This window comes from Arthrobacter sp. FW305-BF8, assembly GCF_021789315.1.
In the GTDB taxonomy this organism is placed as follows: Bacteria; Actinomycetota; Actinomycetes; order Actinomycetales; family Micrococcaceae; genus Arthrobacter.
Genome location: NZ_CP084561.1, coordinates 3,231,246 through 3,247,593 on the forward strand (window position 1 = coordinate 3,231,246; position 16,348 = coordinate 3,247,593).

Annotated in this window: 11 protein-coding genes; 5 read left to right on the top strand and 6 right to left on the bottom strand. The window is 66.4% G+C overall.

Annotated features, from left to right (window positions below):
* The first annotated feature begins 381 nt into the window (after nt 1-381).
* Nucleotides 382-4,407 carry an FtsK/SpoIIIE domain-containing protein gene (locus LFT45_RS14535; protein ID WP_236804110.1) on the top strand — a complete coding sequence of 1,342 codons (4,026 nt, stop codon included), beginning with the start codon at nt 382-384 and terminating at the stop codon, nt 4,405-4,407.
* Here LFT45_RS14535 and LFT45_RS14540 read toward each other — a convergent pair.
* Complete coding sequence (locus LFT45_RS14540; protein WP_440155269.1) at nt 4,404-4,901, bottom strand: hypothetical protein; 498 nt, start codon at nt 4,899-4,901, stop codon at nt 4,404-4,406. The two genes, LFT45_RS14535 and LFT45_RS14540, sit on opposite strands and share 4 nt — an antisense overlap.
* A gap of 232 nt (nt 4,902-5,133) precedes the next feature.
* Between LFT45_RS14540 and LFT45_RS14545 the strand changes: the two genes are divergently transcribed.
* Nucleotides 5,134-5,382 carry a WhiB family transcriptional regulator gene (locus tag LFT45_RS14545; protein ID WP_003804966.1) on the top strand — a complete coding sequence of 83 codons (249 nt, stop codon included), beginning with the start codon at nt 5,134-5,136 and terminating at the stop codon, nt 5,380-5,382.
* A 95-nt stretch (nt 5,383-5,477) separates the two neighbouring features.
* Here the strand turns inward: LFT45_RS14545 and LFT45_RS14550 are convergent, their stop codons facing one another.
* From LFT45_RS14550 to LFT45_RS14565, 4 genes are read right to left on the bottom strand one after another with little or no spacing between them, the layout of a single operon-like run.
* Complete coding sequence (locus LFT45_RS14550; protein WP_236804112.1) at nt 5,478-6,947, bottom strand: sensor histidine kinase; 1,470 nt, start codon at nt 6,945-6,947, stop codon at nt 5,478-5,480.
* 34 nt (nt 6,948-6,981) lie between these two features.
* Nucleotides 6,982-11,835 (bottom strand): NAD-glutamate dehydrogenase, encoded by a 4,854-nt coding sequence (locus tag LFT45_RS14555; RefSeq protein ID WP_236804114.1) that lies wholly within the window; start codon nt 11,833-11,835, stop codon nt 6,982-6,984.
* 58 nt (nt 11,836-11,893) lie between these two features.
* Entirely contained in the window at nt 11,894-13,222 is a 1,329-nt protein-coding gene (locus LFT45_RS14560) for an AAA family ATPase (protein ID WP_236804116.1), read from the bottom strand.
* A complete protein-coding gene (locus LFT45_RS14565) occupies nt 13,219-13,863 on the bottom strand; it encodes an SAF domain-containing protein (RefSeq protein ID WP_236804118.1) in 645 nt (214 codons plus the stop codon). Before LFT45_RS14565 ends, LFT45_RS14560 begins: the two co-directional genes overlap by 4 nt.
* A gap of 153 nt (nt 13,864-14,016) precedes the next feature.
* Here LFT45_RS14565 and LFT45_RS14570 point away from each other — a divergent pair, with 153 nt between their 5' ends.
* On the top strand, nt 14,017-14,232 hold the full coding sequence (locus LFT45_RS14570; protein ID WP_043419585.1) for a helix-turn-helix domain-containing protein: 216 nt from the start codon (nt 14,017-14,019) through the stop codon (nt 14,230-14,232).
* 47 nt (nt 14,233-14,279) lie between these two features.
* Here LFT45_RS14570 and LFT45_RS14575 read toward each other — a convergent pair whose 3' ends face one another.
* Complete coding sequence (locus LFT45_RS14575) at nt 14,280-14,849, bottom strand: hypothetical protein (protein WP_236804120.1); 570 nt, start codon at nt 14,847-14,849, stop codon at nt 14,280-14,282.
* Nucleotides 14,850-14,986: 137 nt separating this feature from the next.
* On the opposite strand from LFT45_RS14575, the gene LFT45_RS14580 reads away from it, so the two are divergent.
* Both LFT45_RS14580 and LFT45_RS14585 read left to right on the top strand, forming a co-directional pair.
* Nucleotides 14,987-15,802: a LysM peptidoglycan-binding domain-containing protein gene (locus LFT45_RS14580; protein ID WP_236804122.1), complete on the top strand. Its 816-nt coding sequence runs from the start codon at nt 14,987-14,989 to the stop codon at nt 15,800-15,802.
* 93 nt (nt 15,803-15,895) lie between these two features.
* Nucleotides 15,896-16,324 (top strand): Rv3235 family protein, encoded by a 429-nt coding sequence (locus LFT45_RS14585; RefSeq protein WP_236804124.1) that lies wholly within the window; start codon nt 15,896-15,898, stop codon nt 16,322-16,324.
* Nucleotides 16,325-16,348 lie beyond the last annotated feature (24 nt).

Sequence of the window (16,348 nt, forward strand, 5' to 3'; positions counted from 1 at the left end):
CGGGCAGCCCAACGTTGTGCATTGTCTGCTGACCTAGCCTACCCGAGTCTCCCCCGGCGGCAGTGACCGCAGTCCGGCGGGGGTTTGTCCACATACCCGGAAATGCAGGATCGGCTCGCATGTGAAGAGGACTAGCGTTTCCACCAAAAGGGCCCGGGAAGGAGGATACGCATGGAACTGCAGTGCACTCTGGTACGCGCTCCCGGGTCCCTATCCCCAGGCGGACCGGTCGAGCTGACGGTCTCGGCTCCGGACGGGTGCCCAGGGTCCGATCTGGAAACCGAACTCTCGCGCCGGTTCCAGACCGGCAGGCTGTCAGTGGAGGGCAGGCGCCTGGGTCTGTTAACAGTCGGCAGAAGCCCCTTGGTCGACGGGGCTGTTGTGGTTGACGGTGCTTCCACCGGTGGCGGGTCCGACGCCGCCGTGTCCGAGGCCGGAGCGGACGGCGAGCTTCCCGCTGCCGTGCTTCTCGTGGTGGACAGCGGTCCCGCCGCAGGCTCTGTTCTTCCGCTGCGACGGGGAAGCTACAGAATCGGCCGGACCAACGCCGAACTGACGATTCCGGATGCCGATCTCTCCCGCGAGCACGCCAGACTCGAGGTTACGGACAAGTCACTAACCCTGGTAGACCTTGGCAGCATTAACGGAACCGAGGTCGACGGCAAACGGGTGTCAAAATCAGCCGTCGCGATCGGTTCCCGTATTCGCTGCGGCAATTCGTCCATGTCGGTCGTGCTGGCGGCGCCGTCAGGGGCACGGGGCGCCGAGCTTGGGTTCGCCGGAAGCTCTGTGGCGGAGCCGCTGACCGTGTCACACCCGGCTGTGCCGGCGGGCCGGTCCATGCTGCTCCTCGGGGCGGTTCTCCCGGTGATCATAGGGATGGGGCTCGTGCTGGTGACCGGGTCGTGGATGTTCCTGGCCTTCACCGCTGTGTCGGCAGTGTCACTACTTGTCCCGGTGTTCTCGGGCGCCCGGCAGCGCCGCGAGCTCAGATCGGCTGTCGCGGCAGCAGTTGCGCAGGATCTGGATCGACGACGGCGGTCCGCACCGTCCGCTGCTGATCTTGCGCTGAGCGCTGCGGTTCCCGCGCGGAGCCCCGCCGGCGCCGGCCGGAGTACAGAACGGGAGACGTCAAAGCACAAGGAAGCGCCAAGGCCTGCACCGGGCGTCTGGCTGAGACTCGGCCTGGCTGAACAACTGGCCAATGTACGCCTGGAGCCAAACCCGCCGGGCTTCAAACCCCCTGGGCTCGGCCCAGTGCCGCTGCTCCTTGATCCTGACCTTGGGGTCCTTTCCGTCCGGGGGCCAGAGCCGGAGGTACGCGGTCTGGTCCATTCGTTCCTGATGCAGCTCACTGGATATCCGCTGGCCAGGGGCACCCGGATCGCGATTCACGGACCGGCTTCCGCCCTGCCGCTCGCGGCGCGGTTCCTTCCCGGGGTCTCACTCCATTCAAGGATTCCCGACACCCTGGCGGCCGTAACGGACGCGTCCGGCGGACAGGATGCGTCCCGCATCCTCCTGCTCTTCGGCGAAGCAGCAGACGGCACCCCGGAGGCAGGCATCATCGCAACTGCCCGCGGTCTCGGATGGCGGGTGGTCCATCTGCCGGGCCGCGGACAGCAGCCGGCGGAAACCGACATTGAACTCGGCGAGCGCGGAGCCATGCTTCGGGCGCGGGCAAGGCACCACCGCTTCGTTGCAGACCTGGTGCCCTCCGCCGTTTTCGACCGCTACTGCCGGACATACCGCCGGTCCCACCCAGAGTCGCCGGCCGGCGGGCACCCCCTCCCTGCGAGCTGCGGGCTGAGCGATGTCCTTGACATGTCGGCTGCTGCGACCGCCAGACGCTGGGCGGCAGGCAGACTGGAACCGGGACTCACCATCCCCCTGGGCCGAGCCGACCGGGGAGCGCGTGTCCTGGATCTTGAGGCGGATGGCCCGCATGTCCTCGTTGCGGGCACCACCGGCGCCGGGAAATCGGAACTCCTTCGCACTATTACCGCCGGGCTCGCCCTGTGCTACCCGCCGGACCGCGTCAATGTTCTTTTCTTCGACTTCAAGGGCGGGTCCGGACTCAGTCCTCTGACCGGCATCCCCCACTGCGTCGGCATGCTGACAGACTTGGCCAGCAACCAGCTGGACCGCACGATTATGTCACTGCGGGCGGAAGTCCGCAGGCGTGAGCAGGTGCTTGCCGCAGCTGGCGCCCCGGACCTGGCCGCCTATCGCATGGCGCCTGCGGACGGACCGCCCCTCCCCCAGCTGATCCTCATCATCGACGAGTTCCGGATGCTCGTCGAGGACGCTCCGGAGACCCTGACCGAGCTAATGAGGATCGCTGCCATTGGCCGCTCCCTGGGCGTCCACCTGATCATGGCGACCCAGCGTCCGCAGGGGGCTCTTACAGCGGATATCCGGGCGAACGTCACTACTAGCATCGCCCTTCGGGTGCAGTCCGCGCACGAGTCAGCCGACGTGATTGGCACCAATGCGGCATCGGCAATACCCGTCAACCGGCCCGGCCGCGCCTATCTGGCGAGGGGTACCGAAACTGCCGAGGAGTTCCAGTCAGCATCTATTGCCGGCACCGGCGAGGACCCTGCGACGTGCCGGGTCAGGGCGCTTGAGGCCACCGAGGCGCTGGCGATGCTGCCTTCTGTCACCGGCAGCAGCCTTCCGCCGGCAACGCCGTCGGACGCTGCCACGCCTGTGGTGGAACTGACTGCCTCCCTTTGGGCCGGAATGAGTGGTCTTCCGGTGCGCCGTCCGCTGGCTCCACCGCTTCCGGACGTGCTGACCGATTCCGCCGACCTGGCCGCACTCACCGCAGATTGCCCCGTCCTTGCAGACGCCGTCCCGGCGACTGCCGGGGACGCCGCACTCACCGCAGATTGCCCCGTCCTTGCAGACGCCGTCCCGGCGGCTGACGGGGACTTGGCCGTCGGGCTGGGCTTGCTGGACCTGCCCGAGGAGCAGCGGCTGGCCCGCCTCACCTGGCGGCCCGGAACCGATGGGCATCTGGCGCTGATCGGCGCAAGTTCCCCGGATGCCGCCCACGCCATGTCAATGGCGATGCAACAGCTGCTGGCCCATCCTGCGGAATGCCACCTCTATGCCCTCGATGCGGACGGGTCCTTGGCGGGAATGGCGGGCGCGCACCGCGCAGGGTCCTTTGTAAACCTCGACGACCTCCGCCGCGGTGTGCGCCTCCTGGAGCGCCTGGCGGCCGAAGCGTCCGGGCGGCTCAGCCGGCTCCCGGCCGCATTGGGGCCGCCGCTGGTGCTGGTCATTTCAGGCTGGGGCTCCTGGCTATCGGCCCTCCGCTCTGGTCCTCTGACCCGCGCCGAGGACCATGTCCAGGACATCGTCCGGGACGGTCACCGTGCCGGAATCACCCTGGTGATCTCCGGCGACCGGGAACTCGTGACGTCACGGTTCTTCCCTGCCATCCCCAACCGCATCTACTGCCCGCGGGGCGCCAGCGCCGAGAGCAGGCTGGCATGGCCCAAGATGCCCGACCTTCCACCAATTCCGGGCCGTGCCGTGGCATCCGGTACTTTGTCGGCCGGGCGCCAGGCGGTCTGCCAGCTCTATGGTCCAGAAGGTCCACGTGCCGGTTCCGGAACTGTCATTGCCCTCGGCGAAGCGATGCAGGGGCCGGTGCGGGTTAGGCCCTTCCGCGTGGATCCTCTTCCGCTGCAGCTCTCTGTGGCGGACGTACTCTCCCGGATGCCCAGAGCATGTCAAGCTTCAAGCGACGCTGCTTCCGATGGGCCTGCTTCAGACGTCCCTCTGCACGGATCAGATCACGCGGCGGCCAAACCGGTGCTTACAGCCGCCCGGTGCCTGGTGGTCGGCGTGGGCGGGGATGAACCCGCCCCTGCCGGGGTGCGCCTGCCCCAAGGCGCTGTCCTTGCCGTGCTGGGCAGCGCCGGGTCGGGCAAGTCCTCGTTCCTGGCTTCCCTGCCGCTGCTCAATCCCTTCGTGGCCAGCTGGCTGCACCCCGGCCCGGCGTCCCATCCCGGCGACTTTTGGGGTTCGGTCCACCGTGACGCGGTAGAAGGAAGCCTGCCCAAGGACGCCATTCTCCTCGTCGATGATGCCGACATGCTGCCTGCCATTTCCCAGCAGCAACTCGTGGAGCTGAACAGCCGCGGTTGGGCGACAATTTTCTCAGCCGCGTTCAGCCAGTCACTGATGCAGCGTGTCCCGCTCGCAATGGCAGCCCGCAGTGGCGGCAGGGGCATCCTCATAGCGCCCCGCAGTCCGCTGGATGGCGACATCTTCGGCCTGCGGATCGAGCCGGATCCCCATCCCCCACCAGGACGCGCCCTGCTCGTGGCGGACGGCACGGCGGTGCCCGTTCAGCTGGCGGTGGCCGACGACGAAGTCAGAAGGCCTTAAAGTGCCGGCGGAGCGGAAGCGGCGCGGGAGGCGAAGCGGATCACGCGCTTGTCGAACAGCAGGACGATGGCCGTGGCGGCCGGAATCAGCATCGCGGCGCCAGCCACCGGGAAACCGCCGGTGAGCGTAGGGAAGCCGATGGTCAGCACGAACAGCTGGGCCACCAGCGCACCGGCCCTCGGCCAGCGGAAGCCCCGGAACAGGAACACGGCAACGGCATACAGCCACGACGCAAAAGCCAGGAGCAGTCCGAGCGTGAAAACGGCACCCCAAAACGACATGACAGGCGCCCCGCTGACCAGCTGGAAACCGTACCAGGCTGCTGCGCCCAGCAGGGCCGTGGCCTCCGCTGCCACGATCCCAGAGATCACGGCGACGGCGCGGGGACGGACGGGACCTGAAGGCTCCGTTCCCGGGGCGGCCTGGTCCTCCGGCAGTCCGCCGTCTCCGGCATCAGCGAACGGGCCGGAAGGGTCTTCTGGGGGTCTTGACACACTGGCACACTACCCGAGATAGTCGACTCACGGCGGGACAGCCCGCTGATGTGATGCATCGCTCACGTTTCTTGGGGATTTCGTGGTCCACTACCCCTTGTTTACACAGCGTTAACATGAAACGCTTGATCCAGATGACCAAGGGGGCCCTCCAGGGCCCCTTTCCTATGTAAGCCCTAGTGAATATTTTCACAAGGGTATTGACTTCCCAGGAATGGAGTGACTGATCAGCATGGATTGGCGTAACCGCGCGGCCTGCCTCGACAAGGACCCGGAGCTGTTTTTCCCCGTAGGCAATACTGGCCCCGCTCTCTTGCAGATCGAAGAAGCCAAGAGCGTCTGCCGCCGGTGCCCGGTCGTTGACACCTGCCTGCAGTGGGCGCTGGAGTCCGGACAGGACGCCGGCGTGTGGGGCGGCATGAGCGAGGACGAGCGGCGCGCACTGAAGCGCCGCGCCGCCAGGGCCCGCCGCGCGTCCTAACGCGCGCCTCAGCAACGACGGCACCCGAGCAAAAGCTCCGCAAGTAAAGGCGACTGCCACGGACCCTATGGTCCGCAGCCGTCGCCTTTGTCGTGTTAGCGGCTTGCCAGGCTCAGGACAATCTGCACCGCCGTGCCGCCGCCCTCGCGGGGCTGCCACTGGATGGTGCCGCCGAGCTCGCTCGTGACCAGCGTCCGGACAATCTGCAGCCCGAGGCCCTCCACATGGGGCGTCTCCGGCAGGCCAACACCGTCGTCCGCCACCGTGACAGTGAGCAGCTCCTCATCGTCGTCGCCAGCGGAACGGTCGGCAAGCAGCCACACCGTGCCGGTGCGCCCCTCCAGTCCGTGCTCGACGGCGTTGGTGACGAGTTCGTTGATCACCAGTGCCAGCGGTGTCGCGAAGTCGCTGGGGAGCTCACCGAACAAACCCGACCGCTGCGTCCGGACTTGCTGGGACGGTGAAGCCACTTCGGCGGAAAGGCGGAACTGCCGTCCAATCAGTTCATCAAAGTCGACGCTTTGGGTCAGCCCCTGCGAGAGCGTCTCGTGTACCAGGGCAATCGTCGCCACGCGCCGCATGGCCTGTTCCAGCCCCTGCTTTGCCTCGTCACTGACCATTCGACGGGACTGCATGCGCAGCAGCGCGGCAACGGTCTGCAGGTTGTTCTTGACCCGGTGATGGATTTCACGGATCGTGGCATCCTTCGTGACCAGCTCCATCTCGCGGCGCCGCAGCTCGGACACGTCACGGCAGAGGACCAGGGCACCGAAACGCTGCTGCTCGTCGCGGAGCGGGATCGCGCGTAGTGACAGGCTGACGCCGCGGGATTCAATCTCGCTTCGCCAGGGCATCCGCCCTGTGACAACAAGAGGCAGCGTCTCGTCCACCATGCGGCGGTCCTTCAGCAGACCCGCCGTGACTTCAGCCAGCGAGCGCCCTTCGAGGGATTCTCCGTCGCCGAGGCGCCGGAACGCGGAGACCCCGTTCGGGCTGGCGTACTGCACGATGCCCTCGGCGTCGAGGCGGATCAGCCCGTCACCAACGCGCGGGGCTCCGCGGCGGGAGCCGGTGGGCGAGGCGAAGTCCGGCCAGAGGCCCAGTGTGCCCATGCGCAACAGGTCATAGGCACACTGGCGGTACGTCAGCTCCAGCCTGGACGGCATCCGCGAGCTGGAGAGGTCCATGTGTGAGGTGACCACCGCCAGCGTCCGGCCGTTCCTGACCATCGGCACGGCTTCGACCCGCAGTGCCATGTCGCTGCTCCAGTTCGTCTCACTGGAACGCTCAATGGTGCGGGTCTCCCACGCCTTGTCAACCAGCGGCTGCAAGTCCGAGCGGATGCCCTCCCCGACGAAGTCGGCGTGGAACACCGTATGCGTCGTGGAGGGCCTCACGTGTGCCAGGGCAACGTAGCCGTGCTCCGGGTGGGGGAACCACAGGGCCAGGTCGGCAAATGCAAGATCGGCCACCATCTGCCAGTCGCCCACCAGGAGGTGCAGCCACTCGGCATCCCCCGGCCCAAAATCAGCGTGCTCCCTGATGGGGTCCGTAAAGATTGCCACTGCACCTCCAGTTTTTCGACGGCGGGACCTTGTCCTAGCGTCGGACGATTGACCTCAAGAGCCTCAATGCTACCGAGAGCGAGGCCATGTCGTCCGCTTCGAGGGCGTTGACCTCATCAAACATGCTCTTCGCCCGGCCCAAATGTTCCGCGTTCAGCTGCTCCCAGGCCTTGAGCCTGTCCTCGGCCGGCGACCCTTCCTCGGTCGAGTCCAGGACCGCCGTCGTCATGTCTGAGACCGTCGAGTAGAGGTCATCGCGCAGAGCTGCACGGGCCAGGGCCTGCCAGCGGTCCGCCCGAGGCAGGGAACTGATCCGCTCCAGTAGGGAGTCCACGTGGAACCGGTTGAACACCGTGTAGTAGACGTTGGCGATGTCCTCCACCGGCTCCTTGCGGCTGTGCGCGATTTTTGCGATGTCAAGCAGGACGAAGCTCTCGAACAGTTCTGCCCAGCGGTGGCCCAGGTCCTCGGGCACACCCCACGACCGCGCCTTCTCAAGCCAGGAGGCCACGCGCTTGCGGTCGTCACCGCGCAGGTAGTCCAACAGCCTGGCCCGCATGGGTTCCATTGGCGGCTGGAACTCGGCGACGATGTCGGCGATGGGCCGCGACGCGTTGCCCTGGGCAAGGACCCAGCGCACCGAACGGTCCAGCAGCCGACGGACATCGAGGTGGACGGTGCTCCAGTGCTCAGTGGGGAACGACGCAGGCAGGTCGTTGAGTTCGGACACCATGACGTCCAGCTCGTAGATTTCCCGCAGTGCCACGAACGCCTTGGCCACAGCCACCTCGCTCGCCGAGGTCTCCTCCATGGTCCGGAAGGCAAAGGTGATGCCGCCCAGATTGATCATGTCGTTGGCCACGACGGTTGCGATGATTTCCCGCCGCAGCGGATGGGTGTCCAGTTCGGCGTCGAATTTCTCCCGAAGCTGGACCGGGAAGTACTGCCGGAGCGTCGTGCGGAACCACGGGTCGTCGGCCAGGTCGCTCTCGCGCAGGGCCGTCCCCAGTTCGATCTTGGCGTAGGCGGCCAGCACTGACAGTTCCGGTGAGGTCAGGCCCTGCCCCTGCTCCAGCCGTTCGCGCAGGACAGCAGTGGACGGCAGCGCCTCCAGGTCCCGGTTCAGGTCAGCCGTCTTCTCCAGCCAGTCCATCAGCCGCTCGTAGCTCGGGCTCCATTCGGCGACCTTCTGCCGGTCATTCAGCAGCAGGATGTTTTGGTCGATGTTGTCTTCAAGGACCAGCCGCCCCACTTCGTCGGTCATCGCCGCGAGGAAGTCCGAGCGCTCGGCGGCGTCGAGCTTGCCCGCGGCCACCATCCGGTCCACGAAGATCTTGATGTTGACCTCGTGGTCAGAGCAGTCGACGCCGGCGGAGTTATCGATGGCATCGGTATTCAGGATGACGCCTTGCAGCGCCGCCTCGATACGGCCCCGCTGCGTCATGCCGAGGTTTCCACCCTCGCCGACGACCTTGACCCGAAGGTCGCGGCCATCCACCCTGATGGCGTCGTTGGACTTGTCGCCCACCATGGCGTTCGTCTCGGAACTGGCCTTCACATACGTGCCGATGCCGCCGTTGTAAAGCAGGTCGGCGGGTGCGAGCAGGATGGCGCGCAGGAGTTCGGGCGGGCTGAGCTGGGTCGTGTCCTCGGGCAGCCCCAGCGCGGAGCGGACCTGAGTCGATACCGGAATCGACTTGGCCTGCCTCGGGTAGACCCCGCCGCCTTCGCTGATCAGGCTCTTGTCGTAGTCGTCCCAGGACGACCGGGGCAACTCAAACAGCCGCTGCCGCTCCGTGTAGGAGGTCGCCTCGTCCGGGTTCGGGTCGAGGAAAATGTGCCGGTGGTCGAAGGCCGCGAGCAGCCGGATGTGCTTGGACAGGAGCATGCCGTTGCCGAAGACGTCCCCGGACATGTCGCCGACACCCACAACGGTGAAGGGCTCGGACTGGGTGTCCAGGTCCAGCTCGCTGAAGTGCCGCTTGACCGACTCCCAGGCACCCCGGGCGGTGATGCCCATGGCCTTGTGGTCGTAGCCCACCGAACCGCCGGACGCGAAGGCGTCGCCCAGCCAGAATCCGTAGTCAGCGGCCAAACCGTTCGCAATGTCAGAGAAGGATGCCGTGCCCTTGTCCGCCGCGACCACCAGGTAGGAGTCGTCGCCGTCGTGCCGTACAGCGTTCGACGGCGGGACGAGCCGTTCGCCGTCGGCTTCCGTAACGAGGTTGTCAGTAATGTCCAGCAGTCCGCGGATGAACGTCTTGTAGCTTTCGACGCCCTCCGCCATCCAGGCCGACCTGTCCTTGGCAGGATCCGGCAGCCGCTTGGCGAAGAACCCGCCCTTTGCGCCCGTTGGAACGATGACGGCATTCTTGACCGTCTGCGCCTTGACCAGACCCAGGATCTCCGTCCGGAAGTCTTCCCTGCGGTCCGACCAGCGGAGCCCGCCGCGGGCCACCTTGCCGAAACGCAGGTGCACGCCCTCCACCCGGGGAGAGTAGACCCAGATCTCGAACATAGGCCGCGGGAAGGGCAGCCCTTCGATGGCCGAGGGGTCAAGCTTGAAGCTCAGGTGCGGCTTGTCCTGGTAGAAGTTGGTGCGCAGCGTTGATTCGATCAGGTTGGTGAACGTCCGCACCACGCGGTCGGCGTCCAAAGTAGCGACGTTGTCGATCGACGTCACCAGCTGGGCGCGGACGGCCGCCTGCTTTCGCGCCCGCTCGGCCTCGGGCAGGCTGGGGTCGAAGCGTGCCTCGAACAGGGAAATGAGTCCGCGGGTGACCTCCGGATTGGCCAGCAGCGTATCGGCCATGAACTCAAAAGAGTTGGTGTTTCCCATTTGCCGCATGTACTTCGCGTACGCCCGCAGCACGATGACCTGCCGCCACGTCATGCCCTCGCGAAGCACCAGCCGGTCAAAACTGTCGGATTCGACACCGCCGGAAACCGCCGCCCCGAAGGAATCCGCCAGCAGCCGGCCCGTGGACACCGGGTCCACCCCGGCCGGGTACTTCAGTCCGAGGTCGTAGAGGAAGAAGTCCCGCCGGTCGGCAGTCTCGATCTCGAACGGCCGCTCGTCCAGCACTTCCAGCCCAAGGTTGTGGAAATAGGGAAGGATCTGGCTCAGGCTCTTCGGCTCCAGCATGTACAGCTTGACCCTGGCATCCTCCTCGAGGGTGGCACCGGCGCCTTCGGGAAGATAGACATGGACTCCCGGCCGTTCCTGCCGGGCGCCAACAGTTCGCTCCGCCTCGGCCCCGTACTGTTCAAACCGGGCGATGTCCTCGAGGGCATCTTCGATCTCGTAGTCGACGCGGTAGCCCGGCGGGAAAGCCTCGGCCCAGATGGCCGCCAGTTCATTGGCGCCATCGTCGGCGCTCCGCTCGCGCAGTACCTCGGCGATCCCTTCGCTCCAGGACCGGGCAGCACGGACGAGCCGCTTTTCCAGCGCATCGGTGTTGACGTGGCTGACGTCCTCGCCCTTCGGCAGGCGGATGCGGAAGAACAGGCGGGCGAGGGCGGATTCGGTCATCCTCGCCTCAAAGTCAATCGACTCAGCGTGGAATGTCTCCCGGAGTTCCTGCTCGATCCTCAGCCGGACGTTGGTGGTGTACCGGTCACGAGGGAGGTAGACGACGGCGGACATGAACCGTCCGTAGATATCCGGCCGGAGGAACAGACGGGTCCGGCGCCGTTCCTGCAGCCGCTGGATCCCCGCTGCCGTCGCGGCAAGGTCGGGAATTTCAATTTGGAAGAGCTCGTCGCGGGGGTACGTTTCCAGGATGCCCAGCAGGTCCTTTCCGGAGTGCGAGTCGGGCGGAAATCCGGCACCGCGCAGCACGGCCTCGACCTTTTCCCGCACAATCGGGATATTGCGCACCGAGTCGGTGTAGGCGCTGGTGGCAAACAGTCCGATGAACCGCTGCTCGCCGTTGACGTTGCCGGCGGCATCGAAGCTTTTCACGCCGACGTAGTCCAGGTATGCAGGCCGGTGCACTGTTGAGCGGGAGTTGGCCTTGGTGATGACCAGGGCGCGCTTTTCGCGGGCCTTGCGCCTGCCCGCGTCGGTGAGATGCTGCACCTGATGGGTATCGTGGTGCGCCCGCAGCAGGCCCAGGCCGCTGTCCTCGCGCAGTTCCAGGACATCCTCGCCTTCTTCGTTGACCAGGTCATATTCCCGGTAGCCGAGGAAGGTGAAGTTGCCCTCGTCGAGCCAGCGAAGCAAGTCCTGGGCCTGGCGCAGCTCTGCGATCTGGGCCGAGTGCGCCACCTTGTCGAGGTCCTGGGCGATCTGCAGTGCCTTGTTGCGCATTTTCGGCCAGTCTTCGACGGCTGCCCGGACGTCCCCGAGGACGCGTTCCAGCCCTTCCTGCAGGCGGTCAGCGGCTTCATCACTGGCGCGGCCGATCTCGACGGCAATCCAGGATTCCATGTGGGACGCATTGTCGCCCTGGGCGATCAGGTGGGACAGGACGGGCAGCGCGGCTGTGTCGCCGCTGGAGAGGCCGATGTTGGAGGGGACCCTGTCCACCTTGACGAGTTCGTTGGTTTCGCGGTTGCGCGTGACCACGAACATGGGATGCTGAACAAGGTGAATGGCCGAATTCTGCCGGACCAGCTCGGCGTTGACTGAGTCCACCAGGAAAGGCATGTCGTCGGTGACGATGTACACAACGCTGCGGTCGCCCTCCGGAACGATCGAGATGTTGGCACTCCCCGGCCGGCGTTCAAAACCGACTGCGCGGTGGGTCTCAGCCCGGGCTGTCAGCAGCTCGTGCGGATAAGTGCGCGCGTCCTCCTCCGCCAGATGCTCGTAGTAGTCCGCAAAGAAGCCTTCTTCGGCTCCGATTGAACGGGACTGATCCTCCACGCTGGACCCAGACGACATCGACACACGCCTCCATCACACAGTTTGCGGCTGCTTCCTTGCAGCCCTCACGGTGAGCCTAGCCCGTCAGCCTGCGCCTTGCTGTGGAGGAGAACACAGTGGATCTGCGCTTTTGCTGGACAGGTGCACAAACCAATTCCGCAATGGCCGACCGGAGCCGGGAGTCCGGAGCCGATTCCAGCAATAGCGACCCAGATTGCAGCGCCGCATCTGTTGCGCCCGGGTCCCACGGAAGGAAGGCTTTGATGCTCGCGGACGGGCCAAACCGGTCCCACGCCTCCCGGAGCTGACGTTCCGGCGAACGGCCCACAGCCGAGGCACGGACCTTGTTGAGCACCACCTCGGGGCTGACCCCCGGCACTGCCCCTTCCAGTTCCGCCAGCCCCCTGACCAGGCGGGGAACACCGACCGGATCCGCAGAGCCAACCGCAATCACGGTATCGGCCAGCTCAAGGCTCCTGAGCGTCGCGGCGTTGCGTCGCGGTGCCATGGTGTCGAAACTCAGCTCCTCGTCGGCCTCAAGGCAGAAGCCGGCGTCGACCACGATAAAGTCGGCCACTTCCCGCGCCCGGTCCAAAACAAGCGCCAGCGCGGCCGCCCGCAGCTCGGTCCAGCGGTCGGCTCGGGTAATTCCGGTCAGAACCCGGAAAGTCCCGGCCGTGGCAGTAACCGGTACGGCGACTCGGAGCAGTGCCTTCCGGTCCAGGAGGCCCTGGTCGGCCAGCCGGCAGGCCTGCGCCAGACCCGCCGCGTCGTCCAGCAGCCCGAGGACGCCGGCGACGCTGGCCCCGTAGCTGTCGGCGTCAACCAGCAGGACGGACTTGCCTTCCGCAGCCAGCTCCCCCGCGACGTTGACGGCAACCAGCGTTCTGCCGGGTGCACCGGCCGGCCCCCACACCGCCAGGACCCTGCCGGTTCCGGCAGGAGCCGGCTCCGATTCGACGTCGGCAGCCTCCGGGTGCAGGGCCGCCCCGGCATCCGCGAAACCCGTGCTGTAACCGGGACCGCCGCCGGGAGTCGGCCCTGCCGGGCTCGAGCTCGCGTGCCTGCCGACGGCGTCGGCAATGGTCTCCGCCAGTGCTGTGGATTCGACGGTCAGAGGTGCCGCGGTGACTCCGATCCCCCGGAGCCTCAACCGCTCCTCAGGGCTGTCCGTCAGGGCAATGATCACTACGCCTACTGCGGCGAGCCTGTCCACCAGCGAGGCAGTCAGGTCCTGGCTTCCCTCGGCTACAACAGCCGCCCGGGCCAGCCCGCTCTGGCAGGCAGCCAGCAGTTCTGCGAGCTCCGCGCAGCGCCGGACTACTGTGACGGGACCGTGGAGCCGCTCCAGTCCGCCCACCAAATCTTCCTGCGACTCGCCGACGGTGACAACCGGAATACTCACTTGGCGGCCCCGCCAGGATTCCACACCACGGAGATTTTGGCTTCGTTCGCCTGCGCGCCGAGGAGGGAAGCCATCTGCTCGTTTCCCACCAGGACCATCAGGACCGTCGATTTCGAAGCGCCCAGGGCGGTGGATCCCTGTGAGACCTCCGCGATTTCTGCGCCCGGGAGCAGCAGCTTCGGTTCGGCAAAACCGTTCCGGGCGTCGGGCATGGAGACCCAGACGTCAACCCGAGTGCCTGCAACGGCCTGCTCCGGCAAGGCCTCCTGAACCGTGACGGCCACGGGTTTCCGGTCCAGGGCGTCGACACTGCCCAGGCTTTCACGGGGAACCAACTGATCCTTGGCAATTCGCTGGACGGCCACCTGGCCGTCGGGAACGCCAGAGGCCGCTGTGACATAGTGCGCTTCGACGTCGCCCAGGCGCACCTTCACGCGGCTGATGTTTTCAGGAGTGAGTTTCTGACCGACCGCGATCGCCTCACGGGCAGCGAACACCTCTGTGGTCCGGTCTGCGCTGCCGACGAGCGCAACGACTCCGACAACGGAGGCGAGGACAAGCAGCACGCCCACCAGAAGCCTCGGGTCCTTCCAGGAAGGCTTCTTCAGCCGGGCTCCGGTGGCCGCCGTGCTTGCACTCATGCGTACTGCTCCCCCTTGACGCCTGGGCGCTTCAATCGCGCCGGTCATGATCATTGTTACGGCATGCCTGCTCAATCGGAAAGGTATTCAGGCAAACAACATCAAACTGTGGATAACGGCATCATCCACGACCAGCGGTGGCACAATTGGACTATGCCCCGATTCCTTACGCTTGCAGATGTAGCCGAGCAGCTTCAGATCAATGCGCCGGCAGCGTATGCCCTCGTCCGCAGCGGCGAACTGAAGGCGATCCAGGTGGGTGGCCGCGGCCAGTGGCGGGTTGAGGAAAAGATGCTCGAGCAGTACATCGAAGAGCGTTACGCCGAGGCAAGCCGCATGATCCAAGAGGCCAAGTCCAAGTCGGTTTGAGCACGGGCGGTTTCCAGGCCGGACGCTTCATTCCCCGCCTCGGGCGGTCAGAGTTCCCCTCCGCGCCGTGACCGGAGCGCGCCGAGCGCCCGAAACGGAACCGTAGCCACGTCGGTGACCCGGCCAGCCCTCCGCGCTTCTCCGGGCAGCGTCGTGGCGAGGTCGAAAAAGTCCCGCCCCACCCTGTCAATCACACCTGCGAGCTGCACATCGGGTGACGGGCCCGCCATCAGCACAGTGAGTGCTGCCCTGTCCCGCGCCAACCCCCGCAGCGCGCTGGCAAGGCCGAGTCTGCGGCGCACGGGGGACGCCTCGCCCACCGCGAAGCGCCCAAGTCCGGTGTAGTGGCCGACGGCGGCATACGGAACCAGCACCTGGTGCGATGCCTCGTCGATGACGAGGCTCTCGGACCCGGCATGGCTGAGGGTGCCGGCAAAGACCGGTCCCGCGCTCAGATGGATGCCAATGCGGCAGCCCAGGGATCCTCGCAGCCTGTCATCGAGCGCAATGGCAGCAGTGTCCGCCCGGGAGCGCTCGGCGATCTCGGACTCCAGGCCCAAGACCCCGGCCTCGGCGAGCTGCATTTCAAGATCCTGAAAGAGTGCATTCCATCGCATGGCGACAGCGTAGGCGCGCCCACGGGGACGGTCAATTAATCCAGAAACTTTTCTATCTTCATAGACAAGCCAGATAAACGTGCTGCAAACTTGCTCCAACGGGATCAATCACATCAAAGTCTATCAAACTGCATCAAATGCGTCAGTTAGGGGAAGTCATGGGGGCAGAGGTACAACGTCCGGTGAGGGCAGAAGCCGCCCTGGCGGCCGTCACCCTGGGGCTCGGAGTCTTTCTGGCTTTCACCGGGGCCGGGATCGTCGACAAGTGGACGCGGTCGGCTGCACGCCAGCAGGCTTTGCACTTCGATGACCTCATTGGCCTGCTGGCCCTGGCGGCCGGGCTGACAGTCACCGCCTGGTGGCTGCTGTCCCTGGCTACGGCCTTTGCATCGGCACTCCTGGAACGGACCGGGCACCATGCCGCCGCCCGCGCCACGGGGCGGTGCACCCCTGTTTTCATGCGGAGGCTGGCGATCGCCGCGGTGGGCGCGCAGCTTCTCGGCGCACCGCTCGCCCATGCGGATGCCTTGGCCGCCGCGGCCGCTGCCTCGAACAACGGATCGTCCCTGTCCGCGGCGTGGACGCCCCTGGCTGAGGGGCGGCCGGGCCTGCCCGCCAACCGCTCCGCTGGCTCCGGCCTCACCGAAAGATCCGTCGCGGACGGCAGCGAACTCCAGCCTCAGTGGAAGCCGCGCGTTTTGGTTGTGGAACCCGGCCTCGTCACCCCATTGCCCGCCCGGGCAGCGGCTGAGCCGGTCAGTGCCCACCGCGAGGTACCCGTGCGGGCCGGAGAATCCCTGTGGACCATCACCGCGCGCGAACTCGGGCCCGGCGCTTCCGACGTGGATATAGCAGCCCGCTGGCCGCTCTGGTACCAGGCCAACCGGAACGTCATCGGAGCCGATCCCAACATCCTTCTCCCGGGCCAGCTCCTCAGCCCTCCGCCGCCGTAAGCGGCGTTGGCATGTTTTCCTTTCGCGCCACCGAACCCGCGACGGCCGCACTCCCGCGGCCTTCCCAAGCCAGCCTCTACCGAAGGACCGATCATGACTGCAGTAACCCCGATACGGCGTGCAGGAAGCGCTGTTCTTGAGCCCTCCCCGGCGGCTGCTCCCGGCTCCGGAGACGAGGCGCGCGAAATTTGCGCCATCACCAGGGCAACAGTCCAGGCCGCCGTGGAAGTCCTTGCGGGAACAAGGCCAATCCACCAGCTGGCACGGCGGCTGGACCAGCGCTGCCTCACCGTGCTCCAGCACCGGGCGGTCCTCACCCGGCGCGTGGCTGCCCGGGCTCCCCGGAAAATGGGGCTGCTCCACCGCAACGCATCAGTCCGCTCGGTCCGCGCCTGCGAGGTGACGCCGGACGTGTATGAGGCCAGCGCGGTGGTGATCGATGAAGTGCGGGTCCGGGCTGTCGCAGTGCGGCTGGAACGCAGCAAGAGCGTCTGGCGCGTCACTGCGTTGGAGATTGGCTGACGCGAAAAGGAAGGGACCGGAGCT

Excerpts from the sequence above, each read along its gene's own strand:
- LFT45_RS14545 (WP_003804966.1), top strand. The coding sequence starts at position 5,134 with ATGGATTGGCGTAACCGCGCGGCCTGCCTCGACAAGGACCCGGAGCTG.
- LFT45_RS14555 (WP_236804114.1), bottom strand. The coding sequence starts at position 11,835 with ATGTCGTCTGGGTCCAGCGTGGAGGATCAGTCCCGTTCAATCGGAGCC.
- LFT45_RS14585 (WP_236804124.1), top strand. The coding sequence starts at position 15,896 with ATGACTGCAGTAACCCCGATACGGCGTGCAGGAAGCGCTGTTCTTGAG.
- LFT45_RS14575 (WP_236804120.1), bottom strand. The coding sequence starts at position 14,849 with ATGCGATGGAATGCACTCTTTCAGGATCTTGAAATGCAGCTCGCCGAG.
- LFT45_RS14565 (WP_236804118.1), bottom strand. The coding sequence starts at position 13,863 with ATGAGTGCAAGCACGGCGGCCACCGGAGCCCGGCTGAAGAAGCCTTCC.
- LFT45_RS14580 (WP_236804122.1), top strand. The coding sequence starts at position 14,987 with ATGCGTCAGTTAGGGGAAGTCATGGGGGCAGAGGTACAACGTCCGGTG.
- LFT45_RS14570 (WP_043419585.1), top strand. The coding sequence starts at position 14,017 with ATGCCCCGATTCCTTACGCTTGCAGATGTAGCCGAGCAGCTTCAGATC.